We start from the raw sequence: 26,885 nt of genomic DNA, 5'->3' as shown, positions 1-26,885 counted from the left end.
ATGGATCTGCTAATTATTCTGACCTATGTCGCGTTTGCCTGGGCGATCTTTAAAATCTTCCGTATTCCGGTTAACCAATGGACGCTCGCTACCGCCGCATTAGGTGGGGTATTTATCGTCGCTGGTTTGATCTTATTAATGAACTATAACCACCCTTATACATTTACGGCGCAAAAAGCGGTGATTTCTATTCCGATCACGCCGCAAGTGACCGGGGTGGTGAGTGAAGTGACGGATAAAAATAACCAGCTAATTAAAAAAGGCGACGTGTTATTTAAAATCGATCCGGTTCGCTATCAGGCCCGAGTCGACAGAATTCAGGCTGATCTGGTCACCGCCACCTATAATATTGACGTGCTGAAAGGCCAGCTGTCGGAAGCGCAGGCCAATACCACCCGCGTCTCCGCAGAGCGCGACCGCCTGTATAAGGATTACCAGCGCTATCTGAAAGGCAGCCGGGCGAAGGTAAACCCGTTTTCTGAAAGCGATATCGACAACGCACAGCAAAACTATCTGGCGCAGGATGCGATGGTGAAAGCCTCGGTGGCCGATCAGGCACAAATCAAAAGCCAGTTAGACAGCATGGTCAACGGCGAGCAGTCGCAGATTGCCAGCCTGCGGGCACAGCTGACCGAGGCGAAGTACAACCTCGAACAAACGGTGGTGCGTGCGCCGAGCGATGGTTATGTCACTCAGGTGCTGATTCGCCCCGGCACTTATGCCGCTGCACTTCCGCTGCGTCCGGTGATGGTCTTTATTCCTGACCAAAAACGCCAGATTGTCGCTCAGTTCCGCCAGAACTCTCTGCTGCGCCTGAAACCAGGTGATGACGCGGAAGTAGTGTTTAACGCGCTGCCGGGGCAAGTGTTCCACGGCAAACTGAGCAGCATTCTGCCGGTCGTGCCGGGCGGTTCCTACCAGGCGCAAGGCTCACTGCAATCCCTGACGGTGGTACCTGGCACAGACGGCGTGCTTGCCACTATTGATCTGGACCCTAGTGCGGACGTCGATGCCCTCCCAGACGGGATTTATGCCCAGGTGGCGGTCTATTCCGACCACTTCGCGCACGTCTCCGTCATGAGGAAAGTGCTGCTGCGCATGACCAGCTGGATGCATTACCTGTATCTCGACCATTAACGTTCTGCTTTTTTTGTTGCCTGATCCATACTTACACTTTTGTTGGCGTAAAGGATCAGGCAATGAAACTCATCGGCAGCTACACCAGCCCCTTCGTACGTAAGATTTCGATTCTCCTGCTGGAAAAAGGCATCACGTTCGAGTTTGTGAACGAACAGCCCTATCACGCGGAAACCGGCGTGGCACAGTACAACCCGCTCGGGAAAGTGCCGGCGCTGGTAACCGATGATGGCGAAACCTGGTTTGATTCTCCAATTATTGCCGAGTACATCGAGCTGCTCGGGATTGCCCCGGCGATGGTGCCCCGTGAGCCGAAAGCGGCGCTGGCGATTAAACAGATCGAAGCGCTGGCCGACGGCATCATGGATGCGGCGCTGGTGTCGGTGCGTGAACAGGCGCGACCTGCCGCGCAGCAATCCGAAGCGGAGCTGGTGCGTCAGCGGGAAAAAATCAGCCGCAGTCTTGATATGTGCGAACAGTTGCTTCAGGACGGGAAACTCAAAACCGACGCGCTCAATCTGGCGACCATCGCCATCGCCTGCGCGATTGGCTATCTCAATTTCCGCCGCGTTTCTCCCGGCTGGTGCGTGGATCGCCCGCTGCTGGTCAAACTGGCCGAAACGCTCTTTAGCCGCGAAAGCTTTGCCCGCACCGAACCACCAAAGGCTTGACGCGGGTTATAACACTTCACCTCTGTACGCTGTACAATCCCTCTGCACGTTGACTCCCTCTCCCGTCGGGAGGGGGGTAGAACTCCAACCGCCAGGCATGTTAATGACTACTCATCGTTCCCTCTACAGCCAGATCCCTGCGACCGATCGCCTGCTGCGCGATCCCCGATTCACCCCTCTTCTTGAACGGTCCGGGCACACCTGCATGGTGGCGCTCCTGAATGCGATGCAGGATGAAGCCCGCCTGCACATTCAGACGCAAAATACGCTGCCGCAGTGGTGCGAGGACTGGGCGCACGAGGTGGAGAAACGGCTGACAGCGCATACGCAAAGCGCGTTGCGTCCGGTGATCAACCTGACGGGAACGGTGCTGCACACCAATTTAGGCCGCGCGCTACAGGCGGAAGAGGCGATAACGGCGGTCACGCAGGCAATGCGATCCCCGGTGACGCTGGAGTACGATCTGGACGGTGCCGGGCGTGGACACCGCGACCGCGCGCTGGCTGATCTTCTGTGCCAGATAACGGGCGCGGAAGATGCCTGCATTGTGAACAATAACGCGGCGGCGGTTCTGCTGATGCTGGCGGCTACCGCCAGCGGCAAAGAGGTGGTGGTGTCGCGCGGCGAGCTGGTGGAGATTGGCGGCGCGTTCCGCATTCCTGACGTGATGCGTCAGGCGGGCTGCGAGCTGCATGAAGTCGGGACCACCAACCGCACGCATGCGAAAGATTATCGCGCGGCGGTTAACGAAAACACCGCGCTGCTGATGAAAGTCCACACCAGCAACTATCACATTGAAGGCTTTACCAAAACGGTGGAAGAGGCGGAGCTGGCGGAGATTGGCCGCGAACTGAACGTGCCGGTCATTGCCGATCTGGGCAGCGGTTCGCTGGTGGATTTAAGCCTCTACGGTCTGCCGAAAGAGCCGATGCCGCAGGAGATGATCGCCGCAGGCGTGAGCCTGGTGAGCTTCTCCGGCGACAAACTGCTCGGTGGCCCACAGGCCGGGATTGTGGTCGGTAAACGTGAACTGATTGCGAAGCTCCAGCAGCACCCGCTGAAACGCGCCCTGCGCGCTGATAAAATGACCCTCGCTGCGCTGGACGCCACGCTGCGGCTCTATCTCCATCCGGAGAAACTGGCCGAACGTCTGCCAACGCTGCGTCTGCTGGCGCGCGATGCAGCCTCGATTCGCGCTCAGGCGGAACTGCTACTGTCGCAAGTCACCGCACACTTCCCCGATTTCGACGTGCGCGTGGAATCCTGTCAGTCGCAGATTGGCAGCGGATCGCTGCCCGTTGACCGCCTGCCCAGCGCCGCGCTGACTCTGACGCCGCGCGACGGGCGCGGAAGCCAGCTCGACGCCTTGTCTGCGCGCTGGCGTGCGCTGCCTACGCCGATTATCGGGCGCATTTACGATGGTCGCCTGTGGCTGGATCTGCGCTGCCTTGAAGATGAAGAACGGTTCCTGGAGATGTTGTTGAAATGATTATTGCCACTGCCGGTCACGTTGACCACGGAAAAACGACGCTGTTACATGCCATTACCGGCGTGAATGCCGATCGTCTGCCGGAAGAGAAAAAGCGCGGCATGACCATCGATCTTGGCTACGCTTACTGGCCGCTGCCAGACGGTCGGGTACTCGGCTTTATCGATGTGCCAGGTCATGAAAAGTTTCTTGCCAATATGCTGGCCGGGGTCGGCGGTATCGATCACGCTCTGCTGGTGGTGGCCTGCGACGACGGCGTGATGGCGCAAACGCGTGAGCATCTGGCGATTTTACAGCTGACGGGCCAGCCGCAGCTGACGGTGGCGCTCACCAAAGCGGATCGCGTCGACGAGAGCCGCATTGACGAAGTGCGCGAAGAGATTCGCGCCACTCTGCTGGAGTACGGTTTCACCGATGCGCCGGTTTTCGTCACAGTAGCGACAGAAGGGCGCGGAATCGACGAACTACGCGACCATTTACAGCATCTTTCCTCCCGCGAACCGGCCAGCGATCACAGCTTCCGTCTGGCAATAGATCGCGCGTTCACCGTGAAAGGGGCCGGACTGGTGGTGACCGGGACGGCACTCAGCGGTGAAGTGAAGGTGGGCGATAGTCTGTGGCTGACGGGCGTGAATAAACCGATGCGCGTGCGCGGGCTGCACGCACAGAACCAGCCCACGGAACAGGCCCATGCCGGGCAGCGTATCGCCCTGAATATCGCCGGTGATGCGGAAAAAGAGCAGTTCAATCGCGGTGACTGGCTGCTGGCCGACGCGCCGCCGGAGCCTTCCACGCGGGTGATTGTCTCTCTGCACACCCACGCGCCGCTCACCCAGTGGCAGCCGCTGCATATCCACCACGCCGCCAGCCACGTGACCGGCCGTGTCTCTTTACTGGAAAACGATTTGGCTGAGCTGGTGCTGGATACCCCTTTGTGGCTGGCGGATAACGACCGGCTGGTGCTGCGCGATATCTCTGCGCGCGTCACCCTGGCGGGCGCCCGCGTGGTGACGCTCAATCCGCCGCGTCGCGGTAAACGTAAGCCTGAATATCTGCAGTGGCTGGCGGCGCTGGCACAGGCAGAAGACGACCAGGCTGCGCTGGCGGTGCATCTCGAGCGCGGTGCGGTGAATCTCGCCGATTTCGCTTGGGGGCGTCAGCTGAGCGGTGACAGTTTGCGGCAGCTCACGCAGCAGCCGGGCTTTATTCAGGCCGGATACAGCCTGCTTAACGCACCGGTTGCCGCCCACTGGCAGCGCAAGGTGCTCTCTACGCTTGCGACCTACCACGAACAGCATCAGGACGAGCCAGGCCCAGGCCGCGAACGCCTGCGCCGTATGGCGCTGCCGATGGAAGACGACGCGCTGGTGCTGCTGCTGATAGAAAAGATGCGCGAAAGCGGCATGATCCACAGCCATCACGGCTGGTTACATCTGCCGGATCACAAAGCCGGATTTACCCCGGAACAGGACGCCATCTGGCAAAAAGCCGCGCCGCTGTTTGGCGATGAACCCTGGTGGGTGCGCGATTTGGCCCGCGAAACTGCAACGGATGAAGTGGTGATGCGTCAGGTATTGCGCCACGCCGCGCAGCAGGGGCTGATTACCGCGATCGTTAAAGATCGCTATTACCGTAACGATCGCATCGTCACCTTTGCCAGTTTGATCCGCGATCTGCATCAGGAAAAGGGATCGACCTGCGCTGCCGACTTCCGCGATCGCCTGAACGTGGGCCGCAAACTGGCAATACAAATTCTGGAGTATTTCAATCGTATTGGCTTCACGCGCCGTCGGGGTAATGACCACCTGTTACGTGATTCGCTGCTGTTCCCGCAGATCGAAAAATAACCGCGCAAATAATCCGTGATACCTGTCGTAAAGCTGTAAGCGGCTGGCGAGAAAATCGCCAGCTGTGACTACCCTTGTTAGACACCAACAGCAAGGAGACGGTCATGACGAACAATCCTCCCTCAACGCGTATGCAGCCTGGCGAGTATGGTTATCCTCTCAAGCTAAAACCCCGGTATGACAACTTCATTGGCGGCGGCTGGGTCGCGCCGGTCGACGGCGAATACTACTCCAACCTGACCCCGGTGACCGGGCAACCGCTGTGCGAAATTGCCAGTTCCGGCAAAAAAGATATCGATTTGGCGCTCGATGCGGCCCACAAAGCGAAAGAGAAATGGGCGCACACCTCCGTTCAAGACCGCGCCGCGATCCTGTTCAAAATCGCCGACCGAATGGAGCAAAACCTCGAGCTGCTGGCCGCGGCAGAAACCTGGGATAACGGTAAACCGATCCGCGAAACCACCGCCGCGGACGTGCCGCTGGCGATTGACCATTTCCGCTATTTTGCCTCCTGTATTCGCGCCCAGGAGGGCGGGATCAGCGAAGTGGACAGCGACACCGTGGCTTATCACTTCCAGGAGCCGCTGGGCGTGGTCGGGCAAATCATTCCGTGGAACTTCCCGCTGCTGATGGCGAGCTGGAAAATGGCGCCCGCGCTGGCGGCGGGTAACTGCGTGGTGCTCAAACCGGCGCGCTTAACGCCGCTGTCGGTCTTGCTGCTGATGGAAATCATCGGCGATCTGGTGCCGCCAGGGGTGATAAACGTGGTGAACGGCGCGGGCGGCGAAATCGGTGAATATCTGGCGACCTCAAAACGTATCGCGAAAGTGGCGTTTACCGGCTCCACGGAAGTCGGCCAGCAGATCATGCAGTACGCCACGCAGAATATCATTCCAGTGACGCTGGAGCTGGGTGGTAAATCGCCGAACATCTTCTTCGCCGATGTGATGGACGAAGAGGACGCCTTCTTTGATAAAGCGATGGAAGGCTTTGCGCTGTTTGCCTTCAACCAGGGCGAAGTCTGCACCTGCCCGAGCCGCGCGCTGGTTCAGGAATCGATTTATGAACGCTTTATGGAGCGCGCCATTCGTCGTGTGGAATCCATTCGCAGCGGAAACCCACTGGACAGCGTGACGCAGATGGGCGCACAGGTTTCTCATGGGCAGCTGGAAACCATTCTTAACTATATCGATATCGGCAAAAAAGAGGGCGCGGATGTCCTGACGGGTGGCCGACGCAAAGTGCTGGAAGGCGATCTGAAGGACGGCTATTACCTGGAGCCGACCATTCTGTTTGGTCAAAACAACATGCGCGTTTTCCAGGAAGAGATTTTTGGTCCGGTGCTGGCGGTGACGACCTTTAAAACCATGGAGGATGCGCTCGAGCTGGCCAACGATACGCAATACGGGCTGGGGGCCGGGGTCTGGAGTCGCAACGGTAATCTGGCGTACAAAATGGGACGCGGTATTCAGGCCGGGCGTGTCTGGACCAACTGTTATCACGCCTATCCGGCCCACGCGGCATTTGGGGGATATAAACAATCGGGCATCGGACGTGAAACCCATAAGATGATGCTGGATCACTATCAACAGACGAAATGCCTGCTGGTGAGTTATTCCGACAAACCGCTGGGACTGTTCTAATTAATCAGAGCGGGTCGCCCCTGGGACGGCCTGCTTAATTCGCTCTCGCAGACTGTTCAGCACACCATCCAGAATGTACTGAACCCGCCACGGCTGATATTCGCGCTTGCGGAAAATAGCCGTCAGATCCAGCCACCACTCCTCCTGATGAGAAAAACAGGGCATTAAGATGCCCTGTTCGATCTCGCTTTTCAGGCTCTCTTTTGGCGCAAACACGATACCGAGATGGTTGCGCGCCAGCTCAAGCGCCGTTTGTGTATTATCACAAATATAATTACCGGTGACTTTATAATCGCGCACTTCGTCGCTGCCATGAACGCGAAAACGCCAGATGTTAGCATCATCCACTAATATGGAATCTAACAAAATACAGGAGTGTTTAATTAAATCATCGGGTCCGTTAATGGGGCGCTTTTTGATATATTCTGGCGTAGCGAAGGCGGTAACGGAATATTTTGTTAGTTGATAAGCAACCAGGCTTTCATCTTTGGGTTGTGCATAGGTAATTAAGATATCGCAGTCGTCAGGAAACGTGACGCCTTCAGATAATTCATTACGATTAGGGTTATAGGTTTTTAAACAAATACGAATATCGCCGATCTCTTCGAGAAGATGGATCACATGGCGAGCGAGATAGGTGTTGATCCCTGTAGGCGCGTAAATCGTGACGCGTCCGCTTTTTTCATGTTTATAATCGGCAATAAAATTAATGAGTTGATTATTTTTATCAAGTGATGCGTTGATATAAGGGAGCAGCACCTCGCCGAACTGCGTGAGCGCCAGTTGACGGGTGGTACGTTCAAAAACTTTCAAACCCACGCGGGTTTCAAAATCTGCGAGATATTTACTGACATTGGCCTGCGCCATGCCCAACAACGCGGCGGCGTCTCCGATACTGCCGGTGGCGGCAATAACGGAAATAATTTTTAACTCGCGCGGCTTAATCTGTAAATTATTCATCACGTACGCTCATCTATATGATTTCATATATAATATTATATAAACACATTCATTGCATCGGCAAATTTGTAACCATTATTATTCGCCTCGTTTGTTAGGCATTTAATGGATACAGGGAATGATTACTAAAAAGAATTTGCTCATCACCACAACCTTATTTTTCGCTTCATCAGCAATGGCGGGTGAATTTTCATTGGGTGCGGGCGCTGTTTTCAATGAATCGCCTTACAAAGGGTATAACGAAAATACGACTGCGATTCCACTCATTAGTTATGAAGGCGATAATTTCTACGTGCGTCAGACCACCGCCGGTTGGGCGTTGTGGAAAGACAGTAAGAATGAACTCAGCCTGACGGCGTCCTGGATGCCGCTGCATTTTGATCCCGATGACAATGACGACCACGCGATGAAGCAGCTCGATGAGCGCAAAGCATCTGCATTTCTGGGAGGCGCCTACTATCGCCACGAGCGCTGGGGTAGCCTGAAGTTTGGCGTTGCGGCGGATGCCATGGACGAAAGTGGCGGCGTGGTGGGTGAAATTTCCTACTTCCACCCGATCCGCATGGAGCGCCTGACCCTGATTCCGTCCGTGGGTGTGTTTTACTATGACGAAAGCTTCAACGACTATTACTACGGTGTTTCCGGCAAAGAGTCTCGCCACAGCGGTATGAACGAATACACCGCGGGCGATAGCTGGAACCCGTACGTGGGCCTGGTTGCGAAATACAAATTGACCAATAACCTGTTCCTGAATGCCAGCGCGGTTTATACCGTGTTGCCGGATGACGTTAAAAACAGCCCAATGATCGACCGCGAAGACAGTTTCGTGCTGATGACCGGCATGAGCTGGCGCTTCTAAGTTCAAAAAGCAGTCCTCAAGGATGAGGCTGCTTCACCTGCTTTCCCGGTGGTGCTGTGCTTGCCCGGCCTGCGGTAGTCAGGCCGGGCAGGTTTAGCGTCGTCGGGTATTACGAGCCTGCCTCCACATTCTGCTGTAACTCTCTCCTTTGCCTGTTCTCTTTGCGATCTCCTTTCCCGCTTTGATTTTTTGCCACTGATGTCGCTTAGCCAATAGGTTATCGTGATCTTAAGTGCCTGGCTGGGTGTGTCACAGTCGAGGGATATCCAACAGTCAATTTGCAGGAGGGGTTATGTTCTACCCGGCTTATATTCATACCGACCGCGATGGCCGTGCGACCGGCTTTTTCCCGGATGTACCGGGGTTTTTTTTGCTGGTGGAGATCGATATGCAGCAATTTGACGGCAGAGCACAGCGCATCAATATCACGCTCCCCCGCCGTTTATTAGTGAAAATTGACGCGTTTATTAGCGAGCATCCGCAGTTCAGCACCCGAAGCGTCTTTCTTGCCGAGGCAGCACGGCGTGTGCTGCCTGGATGATGGTCAGGTTTTACACCTCATCCACCCATATCCGCATCTCGCCCTCGCCGCGGTTGGCCCAGCTAAACCACGGAATAAACGTTAGTGTCTGAGTGTGTGGCGCAGTGGGCGTGCGGTCGTATTGCCAGAGCGGTTGCGGCTCGGTCTCAACGGCGCGTTGTGAGATGCCGTCGGCCTGAATCAACATCTTATGCGAGAACAATCCTTTCCCTTCGAACGCGCGGAAGGTGCTGTCGGCGGGCAGCGACAGGTTGTGCAGCCCCGCGCCGTTGTCCGCCTCTTCCAGACAATAGACCAGCGGGCCGCGCTGCAGGGCCACTTTGCCTGCCTGCTGGCGCACCTGTGGATTGCCGTATAACCGACGCACCGGCATCGGCAGCGTGAGGGTCACAGAATCCCCCTCCTGCCAGCGACGGGTGAGATAACAATATCCCTGACGCACGTCGCCTGTTATCGCTTCACCGTTCAGCGCTATCTGCGGGCTGGCGCACCAGTCGGGCAGACGCAGGGCGAGAGTGTGCTCAACCGCAACCGGCGAGGTGATGTCGATCTTCACCTGCTCCTGCCACGGATAGTTGCCGCTAATACGCAGTTGCAGCTCGTGGTTTCCGACCGGAATGGCCGCGCTGTTGCCGACGTAGAGGTTGATAAACAGCGCCTCGGGGCGTGCGGTGTAGATGTAGTGCCCAAGCGAAGTCAGCACGCGGGCGATATTCGGCGGGCAGCAGGCGCAGCCAAACCAGCGCTGACGAATCGGTTTGACGTGATCATAGATATGGTTGAAGGCCAGCGTTTTAGGATGGACCTCCAGCGGGTTCACGTAGAAAAAGTGTTTACCATCCAGTGCCATGCCGCCCAGCACGGTGTTATATAACGCGCGCTCCATGACGTCGGCATACTGGCTATCCGCTTCCATCTCCAGCATCCGGCGGGCAAACATCATCAGGCCAATCGAGGCGCAACTTTCGGCATAGACCGTATCATTGGGCAGATCGTAGTCGCTGCTGAAGGCCTCGCCGCTGCTCTGCGAGCCAATTCCGCCCGTAATATAGAGCTGCCGTTGCACCATATTATTCCAAAGACGCAGGCAGTCCTGGCGTTTGCTTTCGTCACCGCTCAGCCGCGCAAGGTGCGCCACGCCCGTCATCAGATAGACAAAACGCACGGCGTGCCCGATGGCGGTTTGCTGCTCCGCGAGAGGCTGATGCGCCTGACTATAGGCTTTGTCTTTGACCATCCACGCCGGGCCGTAGTTGTGCCAGTGCGATGTTCTGCCGCGCTTTTCGTATTCGATATCGTAAAAATGCGGCTGTGCGCCGCGCTCTTCGACGAAATATTTCACCAGCGCCAGATAGCGTGGCTCCTGGGTGACATCATACAGGCGCATTAACGCCAGCTCGATTTCCGGATGGCCGGGATAGCCGTGCAGCTGGTTTTCTCCGGGTCCAAACACGCGGTCGATATGATCCGCCAGTTTGCAGACCACGTCTAACAGCGCGCGTTTTCCGGTGCCCTGGAAGTACGCCACGCCCGCCTCGATCATATGCCCGGCGCAGTACAGTTCATGGCACTCTGCGAGATTAGTCCAGCGTTCGCCAGGTGCTTTCACGGTGAAATAGGTATTCAGATAGCCATCGTCGCATTGGGCAGCGGCCACCAGTTCAATGACCTCGTCGGCGGTTTTCTCAAGTTCAGGATCGGGTTTCTGGCACAGGGACCACGCCACGGCTTCGAGCCATTTGGCGACATCGCTGTCCTGGAAAACCATGCCGTAAAATTCCCCTTCTTCCCGCCCGGCAGCGATCCGGAAATTGGTGATGGCGTGACTCGGCTCCGCTTCGGCGATGCGGTCGTTCAGCGCATCCCACTGATAGGGAATGACCACATCCCGTACCAGCTGTTGATACTGGCCGAGGAACGGATCGTTAATTTTGAGCTTATGCAGGTCGGGTTCCATGATGGACATGTTGTTCTCCTCAGGACTGAACGTGACGCTGGCGCAGGTCGGTAGAGATGCGCGACATCATCGGATTAGTGAGTCTGCACCAGCGTATTGAAACGGCCAGCAGCAGGTGGAAAAGAGCGGGCAGCAACGTTTCCATTGTGGTGATGCCAGAAAGCGAAGCCGGGGTCTGGTTGCCCGCACCGGGCTGATAGGCGACGAAGATAAACACCAGGCTGATAATCCCGGCACTTGAGGCCCACGCCAGCTTGATGAAAAAGAGGTTAAAGGCGAAGTTCATCCCTGACGAGCGCACGCCGGTTTTCCATTCGCCGTAGTCGTCGGCGAAGGCCATCAGCGAGAAGTGCAACGGCAGCGTAAAGCCGAGGATCACGCCGTTGCCCAAAATCACTGCCAGCCACAGGGTTTGATACGCCGGGCCAGTTGGCAGGAACCACATGGCGAATGCCAGTGCGGCCAACACCAGATTGGTGGTGTAGTACAGTTTCACCGTATCAATACGACGGGTAAGCGGGCTGACGATCACCGCACCGAGAATGGCGGCAAAGGTCACCATGGTGAAGAACAGCGACGTATAGGCAGTGCTGCCCTGCAGCACGTAGGTGATGAAGTACATGTATCCGCCGCCGCGAATGTTAAAGACGTTAATCAGCAGGAAAGACATAACCAGCATCAATAGCAGCTGATCGTTGTTACGCAGCCCGGCCAGATGTTCGCGCAGGGTAAAGCGCCCCATCAGGGCCAGCGGGACGCGCTCGCGTACCCAGAAGAAACAGCACAGGAACATCACCACCGCGATGGCGCACAGCACGCCGACACCCAGCTGATAACCCTGCGCAACGTTGCCCTGACCCAGCGCCGCGACCAGCCACGGCAGGCCTACGGAGACCAAAAAGCCTGCCACGCCGCACAGCACAAAGCGCCAGGACTGGCAGGAGATCACCTCGCTGTGGCGGGTAGTCATGGTGTTGATCAGCGCACAGTAGGGCACGTTGATGGCGGTATAGCCGACGGAAAGCAGCAGATAGGTGCCGAACGCCCAGGCGATTTTCACCCCCATGCTGGCTTCCGGCACGGTGAACGTCAGGACGCCGATAATCCCGATAGGGAAAGCGATCCACAGCTGCCACGGGCGAAAGCGCCCCCAGCGGCTCTGGGTACGGTCGGCAATCACCCCCATGATGGGGTCAGAAACGGCATCAAATACGCGCAGGGCAATAAACAACGTACCGACCAGCGCTGGCGTCAGGCCAAAGACATCGGTATAGAAAAAAGTAAGGAAGTTCATGATCAGGCAGGTGATTACCGTCCCGCCAGCATCACCCAGGCCGTAGCCAATCTTCTCGCGCACTGACAGGCGCTCGTCGGCGGCCTGTTGTACGACATCGGTTTGCGTAATCGGAGTGGAAGTCATTCGATAACTCCTCGTGAAGGGGATTTTATTATGTTCTGCAAGGTACCCAATTCATTCTGCACTGAAAGTCAGCGCCAACAAGGGAAGGGAAAAGTATAAAAAGATGACGATTCCGACCTGATGATGAAAATGTGATTTCGATCGGGCGTAAATACAATTATTCATTAATAATCAATGTGAAAGGTGAATATTAATATGATTTAAAGCGGAAAATTGAATACCGATGCTCGAATTATCCATAGCGCTTCCGATTCACGTTCAAAACGGCGGGTTATTTATTTCCCGGGGCGTTGGGCGTCATCCCGCCCGTAAATTAACCTCGTGGGAAATCATCTTTGTCGAAAAAGGGACGTTAACGATTCAGGAGGAAAATACGGTTTTCGAGGTGAACGCGGGGGAGAGTTTGGTTTTATGGCCGAACCGTCGCCACGTGGGAACTGAAGATTTCCCGGCCGATCTGCGGTTTTACTGGCTGCATTTTGACGTTGAGGCTGAGCCGCACAGGCCAGACGCTTTTGCGCAGCTCGCCATCGAACAACATTGCCGTGTTCGCGAGGCTTCTTATGTGGTGTCTCTTTTCCGCCAGTTCCTGACGGAGCAGGAGAAATTACAGCGAAGCGTGGCGCTGGAATTAATGCTGCTGCTGATTTTGCAGCAAATTTCGTTTTCGGTGGGAAACGAGGAAATTCAGGACGAAGCAGGCACGTCGATCGCGTGGAGAGCCAAACAAATTATCCGCACGCAATTTCATCTGCCCCTTTCGACCTCGCAGCTGGCAAAAGAGCTGCACTGTAATGCGGATTATCTGGGGCGCGTGTTTCGTCGCACCTTTCATTTAACGTTGACCGAGGCGATCCATCGCCAGCGCGTCCGCTCAGCGGAGAAACTGCTGCTTGATGACGCGTCCTCACTCACGGAGGTGGCCAATCGCTGCGGCTTTAATGATGTCGGGTATTTTCGCCAGATCTTTCGTAAACACACCGGACTAACACCCGCCGTCTGGAAACGGCGGTATTGTAAGGAGCATATCAATTCCGGCTGATCATTGGCCGTAATAGGCATTCGCCCCGTGTTTGCGCAGATAGTGTTTATCCAGCAGCTCTTGTTGCATGACCGGCAACTGCGGCGTCAGCTGGCGCGAGAAAAGGCCCATATAAGCACACTCCTCCAGCACCACGGCGTTGTGGACCGCATCGGCGGCATCTTTACCCCAGGCAAACGGGCCATGGGAGTGGACCAGCACAGCGGGGATCTGCATCGGGCTTAGATCGCGCTCTTCAAAGGTTTTGATGATCACCTCCCCGGTCTGATACTCATATTCGCCCGCAATTTCTGCGGGCGTCATCAGCCGCGTGCAGGGAATATCGCCATAGAAATAGTCCGCATGGGTGGTGCCCCACGCGGGAAGATCCAGCCCGGCCTGGGACCAGATAGTCGCGTGACGCGAGTGGGTGTGGACGATGCCGCCAATCTCCGGATAGCGGCGATAGAGCGCCAGATGCGTCGGCGTGTCGGATGATGGCTTTTTGCTGCCTTCCACCACCTTGCCGGTGGCGATCTCCACCACCACCATATCGTCTGCGGTCATGACGTCATATTCGACGCCGGAGGGTTTGATGACCATCAGGCCGCTTTCGCGATCGACTGCACTGACGTTGCCCCAGGTAAATGTCACCAGCTGGTGGGCGGGCAGCGCCAGGTTAGCGGCCAGGACCTCCGCTTTGAGTTGCTCTAGCATGTCATGCCTCCTTCCTGCATGCGGGCTTCGATCCAGCGCCGCGCTTCGATAATTTCCAGTACCGGCTCTTTCGCTTTTTCGGTCCACATTTCGATTAAAAATGCCCCGCGATAGTTGAGCTGATTCAGGGTGTTGAACACGCCGACAAAATCGACGCAGCCCTCGCCAAACGGCACATCGCGAAACTGTCCCGGGCTTTGTTCGGTAACGGGCTGGGTGTCTTTCAGGTGGATGGCGGCGATTCGGTCGATGCCGAGGGTCAGCTCGGCGGTGACATCGTTGCCCCAGGCACTCAGGTTGCCCACATCCGGATAGACGCTAAACCACGGCGAGGCGAGCATCTCATCCCACTTTTTCCACTTGCTGATGGAATTCATGAACGCGGTATCCATGATCTCCACTGCCAGCATCACCTGCGCGGCGGCGGCTTGTTCCACCGCCCACGCCAGCCCTTCGGCAAAACGCTGCTGCGTGCCCGCGTCGTGCTCTTCGTAATAGACGTCGTAACCTGCCAGCTGGATGGTGCGGATACCAAGATCGCGCGCCAGTTTGATCGCTTTGGTCATGATCTCGCGGGCGCGTTCGCGCACGGTTTCATCGCGGCTGCCAAACGGAAAACGGCGGTGCGCCGACAGGCACATGGACGGAATGGCGACGCCGGTTTCCAGCATGGCTTCGACCAGCGAGGCGCGCTGCGTGGTGCTCCACTCCAGCCGTGAGAGGCGCTCGTCGGTTTCATCCACCGACATTTCGACGAAATCAAAGCCGCAGCTTTTGGCTAACACCAGACGCTCCGGCCAGGAGAGATCCTTCGACAGCGCTTTCTCATAAATCCCTAACGGATGCTGACGCATGGTTATTCTCCCCAGATTTCGCGGAGTTGCGTGTGGAACGCCTGTGCCACCTGTGGTGGGTTAGCGGCCCCTGCCAACGCCCGTCCGGCGATAAAGGCTTTGACGTTAATCTCCCGGAACAGCGGTAAATTCGCCGGGGTGATGCCGCCGGTGATAGAAAGCTGCAGGCCGATATCCGACAGGGCTTTCATTCTCGCGAGATCCTCTTCTCCCCACTGCTGGCCACTGGCCTGGGCGTCGCGCCCACGGTGATAAATCGCCTGTTTAACTCCAACGCGGTGCCACGCGCGGGCGTCGTCCAGCGTCCAGTTGCCAAACAGCTCCATCTGGATTTCGCACCCGCATGCGGCAGCCACCGCGTGGCCTTTCTCAATGGTTGCCAGCGGTGCGGCGCAGATGATGGTCATCCAGTTTGCGCCCGCATCAAAGGCCTGCTGCGCCAGCGTTTCACCGGCGTCAGCCACTTTCCAGTCGGCGACGATGATTTTGTCCTGGCACTGCTGGCGCAACGCGCGGACGGCTGAAAGGCCTTCCGTCAGGCACAAAATGGTGCCCGCTTCGACGATATCGACATGGTCGTGCAGCAGCGAGACATCGCGCTGGGCGGCCTGAAGGCTGGTGTGGTCGAGCGCCAGCTGCAGTAATGGTCGGCTCATAGGTCGTGCTCCTTAATTTGGGCGTGATAACCCTGCAATGCTGAAATCAATTGCTGATAGCGGTGATATTTATGCTGATAGGCGGCGTGAGCCTGCATATCCGGCTCAACGACGCGGATGGCGTGTTTGAGATTTTGCTGCGCGGTAAAGAAGTCGGGATAAACCCCGGTGCCGACGAGGGCGGCCAGCGCCGCGCCGGAGCAGCCGGTCTCCTCGACCTGGGGCAGTTCAATCGCCAGGCCGCTGACATCTGCCAGCATCTGCATCCAGACATCGGAATGGGTCGGGCCGCCGGTGACGCGCAGGGCAGACACATCGGTAAAGCGCTCCAGCATGCGGTTGAGGTGGGTCATGTGACAGAACACCACCCCTTCATACACCGCCTGCAGCAGGTGGGCGCGGGTATGGATTGCCTGCATGCCGTAGAAGCCGCTGGTCATCTCAAGCCCGGCGTTGCTGCCGTAGAGAAACGGCAGGAAAAACACGTCGCTTGCCGCTTTCGGCAGGCTGGCGATGGCCTGGTTGATCTCGTCAAAAGAGAGTTCGCCCCACTGTGCCGTGAGCCACTCGAGATTGCCGGAGGAGGTCGGGCTGGCTTCGTGAACGATGTACTGCTGCGGATGAACGTAGCGGCCATAGACGTAAGGGAAAGGTTCGTTATCGCGAATACCCTTCGCAATACCGCTGGTGACGGCCCAGGTGCCCATCACCGCATTGAGCGTGTGTTCGTCGTGCAGCCCGGCGCAGATCGCGGTGGAAACCACATCAAACAGGCCCCCCACGACGGGCGTACCCGCCGCAAGACCGGTCAGGGAGGCTGCCTGAGAGGTGATTTCACCGCAAATTTCTGCTGAACCGACGATAGGCGGCAAGGCGCCGTCGATTTCAGCGATCCCAAGCCAGCGGGTCAGCTGCGGGTCGTAGGCGCCCGTATTCATGTTGTAGAGATTGGATTCGGAAATGTTGCTCTCTTCGCAGCCCTTTTTGCCAGTCAGGCACCAGCGCAGATAGTCATGCGCCATCATTACGCAGCCGATTTGCTGGTAGCGCTGCGGCTCGTGCTCTTTAACCCAGCGCAGCAACGAGGCGGGGTGCCCGGTCCACAGGGTTTGCCGCGTGTGCGGGTAGAGCTTTTCGGGGATCTCGTCCTGCTGCCAGCGTTGCACGATCGCAAGCGCCCGTCGGTCGGAGGAGAGAATGGCGTTGCCCAGGGGGCGATCCTGTTTATCCAGCAGAAACAGCCCCTTACCCTGCGCAGAGATGCCTACGCCTTTGATTTGATCGCCACGGACACCCGTGCGTTTGAGCAGTGCGGCGACGGTTTCGTGGCAGCGCTGCCAGAGCAGGGACATATCGCGCTCCGCATAGCCCGGACGAGGGCTAAGAGTGGCGACCGCGCACCGTTCGATGCACTGTTCTTTACCCTGGCTGTTGTACAGACCGGCTTTCAGATAAGTACCGCCACAATCGATACCCAGCCAGAAGGGCTCTTTTTCACTCATCTTTGCGATTCTCTGTCGTTGCCGGGTGAGCGCAGCCCACCCGGCGTTATCAGGCCACACGTTTGTGTGGATTCACCGTTGGATTGGGCTGTGCGCCGGCATCGCATTTCGCCGGCAGCAGCAGCGCTAACAGCGAGGCCAGTGCCAGGGAGATCGCCAGGCAGTAAACCCCCGCATCTTTGCTGTAAAGGGTGATCAGCACGCCTACCGCGTAAGGGCCGCAGAAGCCGCCGAGGTTGCCGAGCGCGTTGATCACACCGCGCGCACCACCGGCCATTTCTGCGCTGAACAGACGTGCCGGAATGGTCCAGAAGACGCCCGCTGCTGACTGCAGGAAGAAACCGCAACCCACCAGCGCGGCGTAGGCCAGCCAGATGTTTTCTTTCAGCGCCACGGAGAGGAACATGCACAGAGCAAAACCGATCAGCGGCAGGGAGACGAACAGCTTGCGCTTGCCGGTGCGATCGGAGAGGGAAGAGAACAGGAACATCCCGGCAATCGCGCCGACATACGGCAGAATGGCGAGCATCCCCACCTGGCCCATCGTCGAATGGGTTAGCTCCTTCAGAATGGTTGGCAGCCAGAGGGTGTAGCCGTAAATACCGGTCTGGTAGAAGAAGTTAAGGGCGATCAGCTGCCACATGGTTTTGTCCGACAGCACCGCACCGAGCGAGGCATTTTTCACCTCTTTGCCTGCGATAGCGCGCTGCTCGGCGGCCAGCGTTTCAACCAGATAGTTTTTCTCGGCGGCGGAAATCCATTTCGCCTCCTGCGGGCGGTCATAGATGGTCAGCGTCCAGAGAACCAGCACCACCAGGGACAGCAGGCCTTCAATGATGAACAGCCAGCGCCAGTCGAGAGCCGTAATGATCCAGCCGGAGAGCGGGGCGGTAATGATCCCGGCAATGGGTACGAACATAATCACGATCGCGTTGGCGCGACCGCGCTCGGCGTCCGGGAACCAGTTGCTGATCATGGTCAGCACCACTGGCAGCATTCCGCCTTCGGCGACACCGAGTAAAAAGCGCAGTGCCAGCAGCTGATACTGATTGGTGACGATGCCCGTCAACACGGAGATCACCGCCCAGGCCACCAGCGACCAGCCGATGAATTTTTTACCGCTGCCGTGCACCGCGATTTTGCCGCCGGGAACTTGCAGGAACAGATATCCGATAAAGAATATTCCGCCTGCCAGCCCCGCCATGGTGGCGGTAATCCCTAATTCCTCATCCATACCGCCTGGCATGGCGAAGGCAATATTGACACGGTCCATATAAGAGATAATACAGGCGATAAGAATAGGCGGAATTATTCTTAACCAGCGTTGGCGCGGAATATCCGCATGTAGAGCACGAGAAGAAATAGTCATAATTAATGTCTCATTAAGGTAATCGGCTCGGGAATACAGGTTTTTATTTTTATTGTGCTGCTTTTTTCATAACGCTAATGCCGTCGCGCAAAATGGCGATGCGATGGCTGACGTTAGCATTAGCATTTATTTCCAGTAATTTGATACCGGAGAATTTCAATGTTGCGGCGCTCGCCGCAGTAAATAGCTCAGTGACTTTTTCAGGCGTCATTAAACTGTCGGGGCAGAACGACGAAAATGGCGCGTGAAGATCCTGCCAGTCGCCGTAATCGCCCGTCGCCGTGGTGCCAGAAAACATCAGTGCGCCGAGCTTTCCTGCCTTCTGCGCGGCCTGAACATGCGCGACAGGCAATGCAGTGTCGCGTCCTTCGATGGCTGAGCGCGCCCAGTTAATACAAACGCTGATATCCGTGTCGCCCAGCACCTCCAGAACGTTTTCAAGGGGGAGAAACCCTTTTCGTGGCGCGCGGCCTGTCATGGCATCGCAGTGTTCCAGCACCAGATCGCATGGCCAGTCCCAGGCGGCGATCTCTTTCATCGAACGAGAGAATGCCTCGGTGGCTTGCGCAACGCAGGGGTTGCCAGACTGCGGCGCGGCCTGCATTTCCAGGGCGATCACTTTCCCCGGGAAGCGGGCGTTAACGGCGACAATTTTCTCAAGCAGGTGACGATAAAATGTCACGCTTTCACGACGCTGATCTTCATCGGCGGAGGCCAGGCCAAACCCGCCGTTGGCGCCGCGCCGACGCATGGTTTCCATCACCGCCGTGACCACGATTTGCCAGTCCCCCGGCGTGTGGCGAAACAGCCACTCATCCCCCAGCGGGTGGAGGTTATCCAGGCACGGTTGTTCAAGACCGCGAATATCGGGTGTATCAGCTAACTGACGCCAGAAATCGCGCTCTTCCTGTTCCCCTTTCTGGTGAAACGAGGGTGCGCAGGGGTACGCACCAATAATAAAACCGGTGTGAGTCATTTGGCTTTCCTGTCTAATTCAGAAAAATTACATTAATTCGCTGACAGCCACTTTGACGACAATTTTACGAATGGCCGACTCCTTGTGTTTATGACATTGCGGGCGATGAACATCCTGCGGGAAAAATATGGCGTAACTGCCCGGAATCATTTCAATCAGCGATTCATTTTCCATCTGGTGATAAAAAATAATATCGCGCTGTTCCAGTAATGATTCGCTTATTTCGTTATTACCGGTGTCGATCGCAAAACCTATTTTCTCTTCGCCCCACGCCAGAAATTGAATATCCAGATAGCGGCGATGGACTTCCGGGCGGTTTTCGTGATGCGGCCGGGTGGTGAGATCGAGAACCTGCGCGAAGATAGCGCGTCCGTCGATCTCCACCACGCCGGGTTCCAGCGTGGTGAAATCCGTGGTGCGTAGAAACGCGAGCGCCCGTTCTATTGCCTGCGGCAGGCGGCAAGGATTGGGCTGTGAAATATGTCCGAATATCATACGTCACTCCTTACAGCGACTGGATCTTCGCCCATACGCTGTCATCAATGGTGATGCCATTGCGACGGTTCTCTTCCAGCAGGCGGGTGAATTCATGCCCTGGCAGGCGCAAGGCGACGTCGTCGTCAGAGCGTTCAGCGGTGGTAATGAAATCCATAATGCGCTGCAGTTTGGCATCACGAGTTTTGCCATCGATCAGCTTGTCCACTTCGATGGCGATAAAGATCTGCGACACGCCGTATTCATCGCTATTGTCCTGCGTCACTTCCGCCACGGACGAACCGTTGGACAGCAGGGTGGCGATCATGTCCAGCACGATAGACAGACCGGAACCTTTCCAGTAGCCCATCGGTAAAATGCGGCGGTTTTTCTCAATCACACCCGGCTCTTTGGTCAGATGGCCTTCGTCGTCAAACCCGCCGTCTACCGGCAGTTCGCGCCCTGCCAGACGGTTCACTTCGAGCATGCCGTAGGAGAACATCGACATCGACATATCCACCATGGTGATGGGATTTGATGGAATGGCGACGATCAGCGGGTTGGTGCCGATGCGACACTCTTTCGCGCCCCACGGCGGCATGACGGCGATAGAGTTGGTCCAGCAAATTCCGATATAGCCCTTTTCAGCGGCCTGCCAGCCGTAGCTGCCGCCGCGCATCCAGTGGTTGGCATTGCGCAGCGCCACTAGACCAATTCCGTGATCCGAGGCCAGCTCGGTTGCGCGATCCATCATTTTTTTGGCCGTCAGATTGCCAATGGCGCGCTGGGCGTCCCACTGCTCAATGGCTCCCAGCGTGGTGATGCGCTTCGGCTGCGCGTCAGGAATGATGTCCCCGGCATCCAGCTGCTGAATGAAACGCGGAAAACGGTTAACGCCATGTGAATAGACGCCTGATTCGGTGGTGCGCGCAAACATCTCTGCGCAGGCATCGGCGATTTCTGCCTTGACGCCACGGTTGAGCAGCACCTGATTGAATGCTGCTTTCAACTCGTCAAAGGTCACTTTCATCCCTGTTCTCCTGTTTGTGTTAGGGGCGCGTGTGAGTGCTTTTTTATCTCTAAATTTCACATTGCGAAATCTGATTTCAAATATAGCGATCAATTTTTGTCAGATCAACGACATTCATGTTTTTCAAAATGTAGTAAAATCAACGAATTGTGTTTTTAATGCTGAGATCGTGAACTGAACCACACTTTGCGCTACCATCAGGACGCGATTAACGGAGAACGATGTAATGAGCATGAAAGAGAGCGAGATGACGCAAGAAAAAGAGAGGCCAGCAGGCAGCCAGAGCTTGTTTCGCGGCCTGATGCTGATTGAAATTCTCAGTAACTATCCGAACGGGTGTCCGCTTGCGCATTTATCTGAACTTGCCGGCCTGAATAAAAGCACCGTGCATCGGTTACTGCAGGGTTTGCAGTCGTGCGGCTACGTTACCCCCGCGCCTGCGGCGGGCAGCTATCGTCTGACCACGAAATTTATCGCCGTGGGGCAAAAAGCGCTGTCGTCGCTCAATATCATTCACGTGGCGGCGCCCCATCTGGAAAATCTGAATATCGTGACGGGCGAAACGGTGAACTTCTCCAGCCGGGAAGATGACCATGCGATTCTGATCTACAAGCTGGAACCGACGACCGGAATGCTGCGCACGCGCGCTTATATCGGTCAGCACATGCCGCTCTACTGTTCTGCAATGGGGAAAATCTACATGGCGTTCGGCCATCAGGATTACGTGGCGAGCTACTGGCAGAGCCATCAGGAGCAAATTCAGCCCCTGACGCGTAATACCATCACCGAGCTGAGTGCGATGTACGACGAGCTGGAGGAGATCCGCTCTCGCAGCATGGCGATGGATAAAGAAGAGAACGAACTGGGCGTGTCCTGCATTGCGGTCCCGGTGTTTGATATTCACGGGCGGGTGCCGTATGCCATTTCAATTTCCCTTTCGACCTCACGCATGAAGCAGGTGGGGGAAAAGAATCTGCTTAAACCGCTGCGCGAAACCGCTGAAGCGATTTCACAAGAGCTTGGGTTCACCGTGCGCGGATAAGTGCTAAAAAAAGGCCAGATGGAGAATCTGGCCTTTTTTTGTTGTTCTGCGGGTACGCCGTTAGTGGCCGCCTTCACTCCAGGCCAGTTCGATCTCTTCGGCCAGGATTTTCACCCCGGCTTCGATTTTCTCTGGGTCTGGCACGTAGTTCATTCGCATACACTGATGCGTATGCGGCCACGGCTTATCAAGCCCCGGGAAGAAGTAATCCCCCGGAACCATCAACACGCCGCGCTTTTTCAGGCGCTGATACAGCAGCTCGGTGGTGATCGGCAGATCCTTAAACCACAGCCAGAGGAAAATCGCCCCTTCAGGTTTGTGGATCAGGCAGCGATCTTCGGGCAAATAGCGGCGAATTGTCGCGATAGTTTCTTGCACGCGCTGGTAGTAGAACGGCTTTATCACGTCATTCGACAGGCGCAGCAGATCGTTGCGCTTAATCATTTCGCACATCATGGCCGGGCCCATTCCGCCCGGCGCCAGGCTGATGATGCCGTTCATATTGGTGATGGCGCTGATGATTTTTTCATTGGCGATGATGATGCCGCAGCGGCTGCCCGGCAGGCCCAGTTTCGAGAGGCTCATGCACAGGACGATGTTCGGATTCCACAGCGGACGGGCTTCGCTAAAGATAATGCCGGGGAACGGCACACCGTAGGCGTTATCGATCACCAGTGGAATACCGTGCTGATTGGCCAGCACGTCTAACTTCATCAGCTCTTCGTCAGTGATGACGTTGCCCGTCGGGTTGGTCGGGCGTGAGACGCAAATCATGCCGGTTTCTTCGCCAATGTGCAGGTGTTCAAAATCGACGTGATACTTGAACTGGCCTTCGGGCAGTAGCTCGATATTAGGACGAGCAGAGACGAACAAATCCTCTTCCAGCCCGGAGTCGGCATAGCCGATGTACTCCGGCGTCAGCGGGAACAGCACTTTTTTGGTGCTGCCATCGGCGCGACGTCCTGCAAAAAGATTAAACAAGTAGAAAAATGCGCTCTGGCTGCCGTTTGTCAGTGCAATATTCTGTGGTTCGATATCCCAACCCAGTTCGTCGCGCAGCATATCTGCCAGCAGCGTCAGCAGCTCAGTTTTGCCTTGCGGGCCATCGTAATTGCACAGCGCATCAGTGGCTTTGCCGTTTTGCAGCATCTCCGCCAGCAGGTTGTGGAAGTAGTCGTTCATGGCCGGGATTTGGGCCGGATTTCCCCCGCCGAGCATGATGGCGCCCGGTGTGCGCAGCCCGTCGTTGAGATCCTCCATCAGGCGGGTAATGCCTGAATGGCGGGTGAATTTATCGCCGAAAAGTGAAAACGTCATAACAGGTGATCTGGCATTCTTATAATGAAAGTGGGTAACCATAACGCTAGCATCGTGCGGGTGCAAATCGAGGGAAGAGGGGCGGATCGTTGTTTTGTTTTGCTGATTTGTATTTGTTTGGTGAATTATTCTGGTTGAAGATCGTCCCCTCCGCTTGAAGGGGACGCAGCAGGAATTAGTGATTTCCAGCCCAGACCACCATCACTTTATCGTCCTGGTGCTGGCGCACAAAACCGTAGCCTTGCGCGAGGGAGAGGGTGGTTTGCGTACCCTCGCCAATAGCCGGATGGCGCGCCCGGAACTGCCCGAGAATTTGCCAGTGTTTGACGCCCGAAGCCTGGCTGCCGGTGACGTCCTGCCAGTTCATGTCTGAGCGTGTGCCTTGCAGCGGATCGGAGCCGGTTGGGCCAAATGGCCGTGCTGATTCGTCACCGTAATAGATCTGCACCGACCCCGGAGAGAGCAGCAGCAGTTCTGCCGCGCGCTGGCCACCTTCGCGGAACAGGCGGGTGTCGTGAGACGAGAGATAGCTTAGGACGTTGAAGCTCTGTAATTTTTCCGCCATCTGCTGCCAGGTGAGATCGATATCCGCCAGACAATCGACGGCTTTGGCGGCCTGCTCCTGATAGTCAAAATTGATCATCGCATCGAAACCATGGCGGTAATAGTCGCTTTGCATCACGCCATGCCCCCAGGATTCACCCGTCATCCAGAATGGCGCATCATCCAGCTTTTTGTCCGGATTAGCGTGCTTCCACGCTTTCAGCGCCTGAGTGGATTTATCCTTCAGCTCTTGCCAGGCGGGCAGTTCAACGTGTTTAGCCGTATCCACCCGGAAACCGTCAATGCCGTAGTCGCGCACCCACTGGCTGAGCCAGTGGGTAAGATAATTGCGCGGGGTGTAACCGGCGATTGCTTCGGCATGGGTGTCCGGCTTGTGGCGGTAGAAATTCGGTAAACCGGAAGGGGTGGTCGATTCGGTTTTGAGATCGGGTAAAAAGGCCAGCGACATGGTCAGATCGTCAAAGCCAGGATTGTCATAATCGCCGATATCGGTGCGGATCCAGTGTTTGCCCCACCACTTTTCCCACCCGGCTTTGTCGCTGAAATTGATGTAGTCGTTAAAACTGTGCCAGCTTTGCCCGGCCGCGGGTTTCCAGTCGGTCCAGCGTTCGCCCAGCGTTTTTTTCAACTCATCGCCCTGCAGGTATAACGCGCCAAACTGATACTCCTGCATATCCGCAAGCGTGGCGTAGCCGACGTGGTTCATCACGACGTCAAACAGAATGCGGATACCGCGCTTGTGCGCCTCGTCGACCAGGTGGCGGAGATCGTTTTCGCTGCCCATGTTGGCGTCGAGTTTTGTCCAGTCCTGCGTGTAGTAGCCGTGATAGGCATAGTGCGGGAAATCGCCTTTGGTGCCGCCGCCAACCCAGCCGTGAATCTGCTCCAGCGGCGAGCTAATCCACAAGGCGTTGACGCCAAGCTGCTGGAGATAATCGAGCTTAGTGGTGAGTCCTTTAAGATCGCCGCCGTGGAAGGTGCCAATTTCCTGCATACCGTCTTTGTGGCGGCCATAGCTGTTGTCATTAGACGGATCGCCATTCACGAAGCGGTCTGTCAGCACAAAGTAGACGGTGGCGTTTTGCCAGCTGAATGGCGCGGCTTTATCGGTTTCGGCCCGTTCAAGCAGGAGCAGACCGTTGCTGTTCGCGGCGGGTTGCAGGGTGATTTTCCCTTGCTGCACCGTGGCCGTCTGCTGGCTGTAGAAATCTCGTACCACGGAGCCTTCCGGGAAAGTGTCTTTCACCTCGATGGTGAGCGGTTTACCGTCCCATTTCGGGCACTGGCGAGTGACCTCTGCGACGGGTTTCTCTGCGGCACTTTGCACCGTCAACATCAGCGTTGGCGTGCCTGAGCGCGTATCAATGCGCATCTGATAATCGCCCTCGCGGAAGAGGCGCCACTGAGGTGGCGTTCCCTCGCAGGGCTTAAGCGACATCATCTCATTGAGTTTAATGGGATTTGTGGGCTGCCAGCACGCATTGTCAAAATTGAGGGTCAGAGGACGAGTACCCTTCGCGAGCTTTGCATGGCTTGTGAACACCCCAGCGCCTTCGGCGTTAAAGGTAGAAAAGCCGGGAGATGACCAGTCTGCATTCGCTATCGCGGGCAGTAGCAAAAGAGCTAAAGCGGAGCGTTTCATTCCATTTTCCTGTCGCGGCAATTTTAACCAGTGTGCCATCAGGTTTATCGCGCTGACTCCTCCCCCTGAGCTTTATGGCGGGATGAGTCGAAAGGGTGAGTGATCTCGCGCAAAATTAGGCGTTTATCTGCGATATCGCACACAAATTTGTAGAAATGATGGTTAAGTGAGCAAGTTTCAGGTGACATAGTTTCGGAATTAGACTATTTCTTTGGATGCTCTTGAAGACTATTTTTGATATGATTTGAGATTCCGCTCTCAATTTTGTGAAAAAAATAAGGTGTTGGAATGCATATATCCGACCAGGAGAACTAATGATATCGACTCCCATACGACGATTTGGGGCTACGATACTCATGTTGCTCACCGTGACATTTTCAGGTGAGGTGCTTGCGAAGACGCACACGGATACAACGAGTAAAAAAGCCCACGTCATAAAGACGACCAGCAGTAGCAGTAAGATTAAGGTTAGCAGTAAACAAGAGTATTCTCGCAATAGTGTAAAGAGCAGTTCACTTCCTGATTTGCGAAAATACCCTTCCGGGACACCAAGGAAAAAAGCGTTTCTCCGGACGGTAATGCCTTATATTACAAGCCAAAACTCTGCAATTACTGCAGACCGTAACTGGCTGGTTTCAAAACAGTACGAAAGCCGTTGGTCACCCAGCGAACGCGCACGTCTGAAAGACATCGCGAAGCGCTACAAGGTGAGCTGGAATGGTAATACCCGCCGCGTGCCGTGGAACTCACTGCTTGAGCGCGTGGATATTATTCCAGGCAGCATGGTCGCGACCATGGCAGCCGCAGAGAGTGGTTGGGGCACGTCAAAACTGGCGCGTAACAACAACAATCTCTTCGGCATGAAGTGCGCCAAAGGCCGCTGTAACAACGCGCCAGGCAAAGTGAAAGGCTATTCGCAGTTCGAATCGGTTAAAGATTCCGTGAATGCCTACGTGGTAAACCTGAACACGCATCCGGCCTACTCTTCGTTCCGTAAGTCACGCGCTCAGTTGCGTAAAGCGGATCAGGAAGTGACGGCGAGTACCATGATTCACAAGCTGAAAGGGTATTCAACGCAGGGGCAGAGCTACAACAACTACCTGTTTGCGATGTACCAGGATAACCAGCGCTTAATTGCCGCTCACATGTAAGTTATCTCAAAAAAACGCCTTCCATCGGAAGGCGTTTTTCTTTGCT

Annotated in this window: 23 protein-coding genes; 10 read left to right on the top strand and 13 right to left on the bottom strand. The window is 56.1% G+C overall.

Translation table 11 applies throughout. The annotated features are described in order from the left end of the window. From F153LOC_RS13565 to aldB, 5 genes are all read left to right on the top strand, one after another. The gene (locus F153LOC_RS13565; protein WP_102105047.1) at window positions 1-1,137 is read left to right on the top strand and encodes an HlyD family secretion protein; all 1,137 of its coding nucleotides are present in this window, start codon (window positions 1-3) and stop codon (window positions 1,135-1,137) included. A gap of 62 nt (window positions 1,138-1,199) precedes the next feature. Then, window positions 1,200-1,808: a glutathione S-transferase gene (locus tag F153LOC_RS13560; protein ID WP_102105046.1), complete on the top strand. Its 609-nt coding sequence runs from the start codon at window positions 1,200-1,202 to the stop codon at window positions 1,806-1,808. 103 nt (window positions 1,809-1,911) lie between these two features. Next, a complete protein-coding gene (gene selA, locus F153LOC_RS13555) occupies window positions 1,912-3,297 on the top strand; it encodes an L-seryl-tRNA(Sec) selenium transferase (RefSeq protein ID WP_102105045.1) in 1,386 nt (461 codons plus the stop codon). Beyond that, a complete protein-coding gene (selB, locus tag F153LOC_RS13550) occupies window positions 3,294-5,144 on the top strand; it encodes a selenocysteine-specific translation elongation factor (RefSeq protein WP_102105044.1) in 1,851 nt (616 codons plus the stop codon). The genes selA and selB overlap by 4 nt, the downstream gene beginning before the upstream one ends. 104 nt (window positions 5,145-5,248) lie before the next feature. Continuing rightward, complete coding sequence (aldB, locus tag F153LOC_RS13545; protein WP_102105043.1) at window positions 5,249-6,787, top strand: aldehyde dehydrogenase AldB; 1,539 nt, start codon at window positions 5,249-5,251, stop codon at window positions 6,785-6,787. Here aldB and F153LOC_RS13540 read toward each other — a convergent pair whose 3' ends face one another. After that, a complete protein-coding gene (locus F153LOC_RS13540; protein WP_100778162.1) occupies window positions 6,788-7,747 on the bottom strand; it encodes a LysR family transcriptional regulator in 960 nt (319 codons plus the stop codon). It abuts the gene before it with no gap. Between the two features lie 118 nt (window positions 7,748-7,865). Here F153LOC_RS13540 and F153LOC_RS13535 point away from each other — a divergent pair, with 118 nt between their 5' ends. Beyond that, complete coding sequence (locus tag F153LOC_RS13535; protein WP_102105042.1) at window positions 7,866-8,606, top strand: MipA/OmpV family protein; 741 nt, start codon at window positions 7,866-7,868, stop codon at window positions 8,604-8,606. Between the two features lie 292 nt (window positions 8,607-8,898). Continuing rightward, the gene (locus F153LOC_RS13530) at window positions 8,899-9,147 is read left to right on the top strand and encodes a type II toxin-antitoxin system HicB family antitoxin (RefSeq protein ID WP_102105041.1); all 249 of its coding nucleotides are present in this window, start codon (window positions 8,899-8,901) and stop codon (window positions 9,145-9,147) included. 10 nt (window positions 9,148-9,157) lie between these two features. Here F153LOC_RS13530 and F153LOC_RS13525 read toward each other — a convergent pair whose 3' ends face one another. Both F153LOC_RS13525 and F153LOC_RS13520 read right to left on the bottom strand, forming a co-directional pair. Next, window positions 9,158-11,113, bottom strand: coding sequence for a glycoside hydrolase family 127 protein (locus F153LOC_RS13525; RefSeq protein ID WP_102105040.1), 1,956 nt, complete (start codon window positions 11,111-11,113; stop codon window positions 9,158-9,160). A gap of 10 nt (window positions 11,114-11,123) precedes the next feature. Further along, a complete protein-coding gene (locus F153LOC_RS13520; RefSeq protein WP_100778159.1) occupies window positions 11,124-12,524 on the bottom strand; it encodes an MFS transporter in 1,401 nt (466 codons plus the stop codon). Between the two features lie 223 nt (window positions 12,525-12,747). On the opposite strand from F153LOC_RS13520, the gene F153LOC_RS13515 reads away from it, so the two are divergent. Then, window positions 12,748-13,566 (top strand): AraC family transcriptional regulator, encoded by an 819-nt coding sequence (locus F153LOC_RS13515; protein ID WP_102105039.1) that lies wholly within the window; start codon window positions 12,748-12,750, stop codon window positions 13,564-13,566. On the opposite strand, the gene araD is transcribed toward F153LOC_RS13515, so the two are convergent. The 8 genes from araD to yiaK are packed head-to-tail and all read right to left on the bottom strand — an operon-like array spanning window position 13,567 to window position 21,123. Beyond that, window positions 13,567-14,262 carry an L-ribulose-5-phosphate 4-epimerase gene (araD, locus tag F153LOC_RS13510; RefSeq protein WP_100778157.1) on the bottom strand — a complete coding sequence of 232 codons (696 nt, stop codon included), beginning with the start codon at window positions 14,260-14,262 and terminating at the stop codon, window positions 13,567-13,569. Continuing rightward, a complete protein-coding gene (locus tag F153LOC_RS13505; RefSeq protein WP_102105038.1) occupies window positions 14,256-15,116 on the bottom strand; it encodes an L-ribulose-5-phosphate 3-epimerase in 861 nt (286 codons plus the stop codon). The genes araD and F153LOC_RS13505 overlap by 7 nt, the downstream gene beginning before the upstream one ends. A 2-nt stretch (window positions 15,117-15,118) precedes the next feature. Beyond that, on the bottom strand, window positions 15,119-15,772 hold the full coding sequence (gene ulaD, locus F153LOC_RS13500) for a 3-keto-L-gulonate-6-phosphate decarboxylase UlaD (RefSeq protein WP_102105037.1): 654 nt from the start codon (window positions 15,770-15,772) through the stop codon (window positions 15,119-15,121). Further along, window positions 15,769-17,274, bottom strand: coding sequence for an FGGY-family carbohydrate kinase (locus tag F153LOC_RS13495; RefSeq protein ID WP_102105036.1), 1,506 nt, complete (start codon window positions 17,272-17,274; stop codon window positions 15,769-15,771). The genes ulaD and F153LOC_RS13495 overlap by 4 nt, the downstream gene beginning before the upstream one ends. A gap of 49 nt (window positions 17,275-17,323) precedes the next feature. Further along, window positions 17,324-18,643: an MFS transporter gene (locus F153LOC_RS13490; RefSeq protein WP_100778153.1), complete on the bottom strand. Its 1,320-nt coding sequence runs from the start codon at window positions 18,641-18,643 to the stop codon at window positions 17,324-17,326. 49 nt (window positions 18,644-18,692) lie between these two features. Then, the gene (locus tag F153LOC_RS13485) at window positions 18,693-19,619 is read right to left on the bottom strand and encodes a DUF4862 family protein (protein ID WP_102105035.1); all 927 of its coding nucleotides are present in this window, start codon (window positions 19,617-19,619) and stop codon (window positions 18,693-18,695) included. A gap of 27 nt (window positions 19,620-19,646) precedes the next feature. Then, complete coding sequence (locus tag F153LOC_RS13480) at window positions 19,647-20,114, bottom strand: YhcH/YjgK/YiaL family protein (RefSeq protein WP_102105034.1); 468 nt, start codon at window positions 20,112-20,114, stop codon at window positions 19,647-19,649. A 10-nt stretch (window positions 20,115-20,124) separates the two neighbouring features. Continuing rightward, the gene (gene yiaK, locus F153LOC_RS13475) at window positions 20,125-21,123 is read right to left on the bottom strand and encodes a 3-dehydro-L-gulonate 2-dehydrogenase (protein WP_102105033.1); all 999 of its coding nucleotides are present in this window, start codon (window positions 21,121-21,123) and stop codon (window positions 20,125-20,127) included. A gap of 226 nt (window positions 21,124-21,349) precedes the next feature. On the opposite strand from yiaK, the gene yiaJ reads away from it, so the two are divergent. Continuing rightward, a complete protein-coding gene (yiaJ, locus tag F153LOC_RS13470) occupies window positions 21,350-22,165 on the top strand; it encodes an IclR family transcriptional regulator YiaJ (protein ID WP_100778149.1) in 816 nt (271 codons plus the stop codon). 60 nt (window positions 22,166-22,225) lie between these two features. On the opposite strand, the gene avtA is transcribed toward yiaJ, so the two are convergent. Next, window positions 22,226-23,482: a valine--pyruvate transaminase gene (gene avtA / locus F153LOC_RS13465; RefSeq protein ID WP_100778148.1), complete on the bottom strand. Its 1,257-nt coding sequence runs from the start codon at window positions 23,480-23,482 to the stop codon at window positions 22,226-22,228. Between the two features lie 175 nt (window positions 23,483-23,657). Continuing rightward, window positions 23,658-25,688, bottom strand: a complete 2,031-nt coding sequence (locus F153LOC_RS13460; RefSeq protein WP_102105032.1) for an alpha-amylase — start codon at window positions 25,686-25,688, stop codon at window positions 23,658-23,660. Between the two features lie 314 nt (window positions 25,689-26,002). Between F153LOC_RS13460 and F153LOC_RS13455 the strand changes: the two genes are divergently transcribed. Beyond that, a complete protein-coding gene (locus tag F153LOC_RS13455; RefSeq protein ID WP_102105031.1) occupies window positions 26,003-26,839 on the top strand; it encodes a protein bax in 837 nt (278 codons plus the stop codon). The last annotated feature ends 46 nt before the right edge of the window (window positions 26,840-26,885 follow it).

The sequence above is a fragment of the Lelliottia sp. F153 genome, from assembly GCF_002870005.1.
Taxonomy (GTDB): Bacteria; Pseudomonadota; Gammaproteobacteria; order Enterobacterales; family Enterobacteriaceae; genus Enterobacter; species Enterobacter nimipressuralis.
Note: the sequence above shows the minus strand (reverse complement) of the source record. Positions and strands in the feature narration are given on the sequence as shown.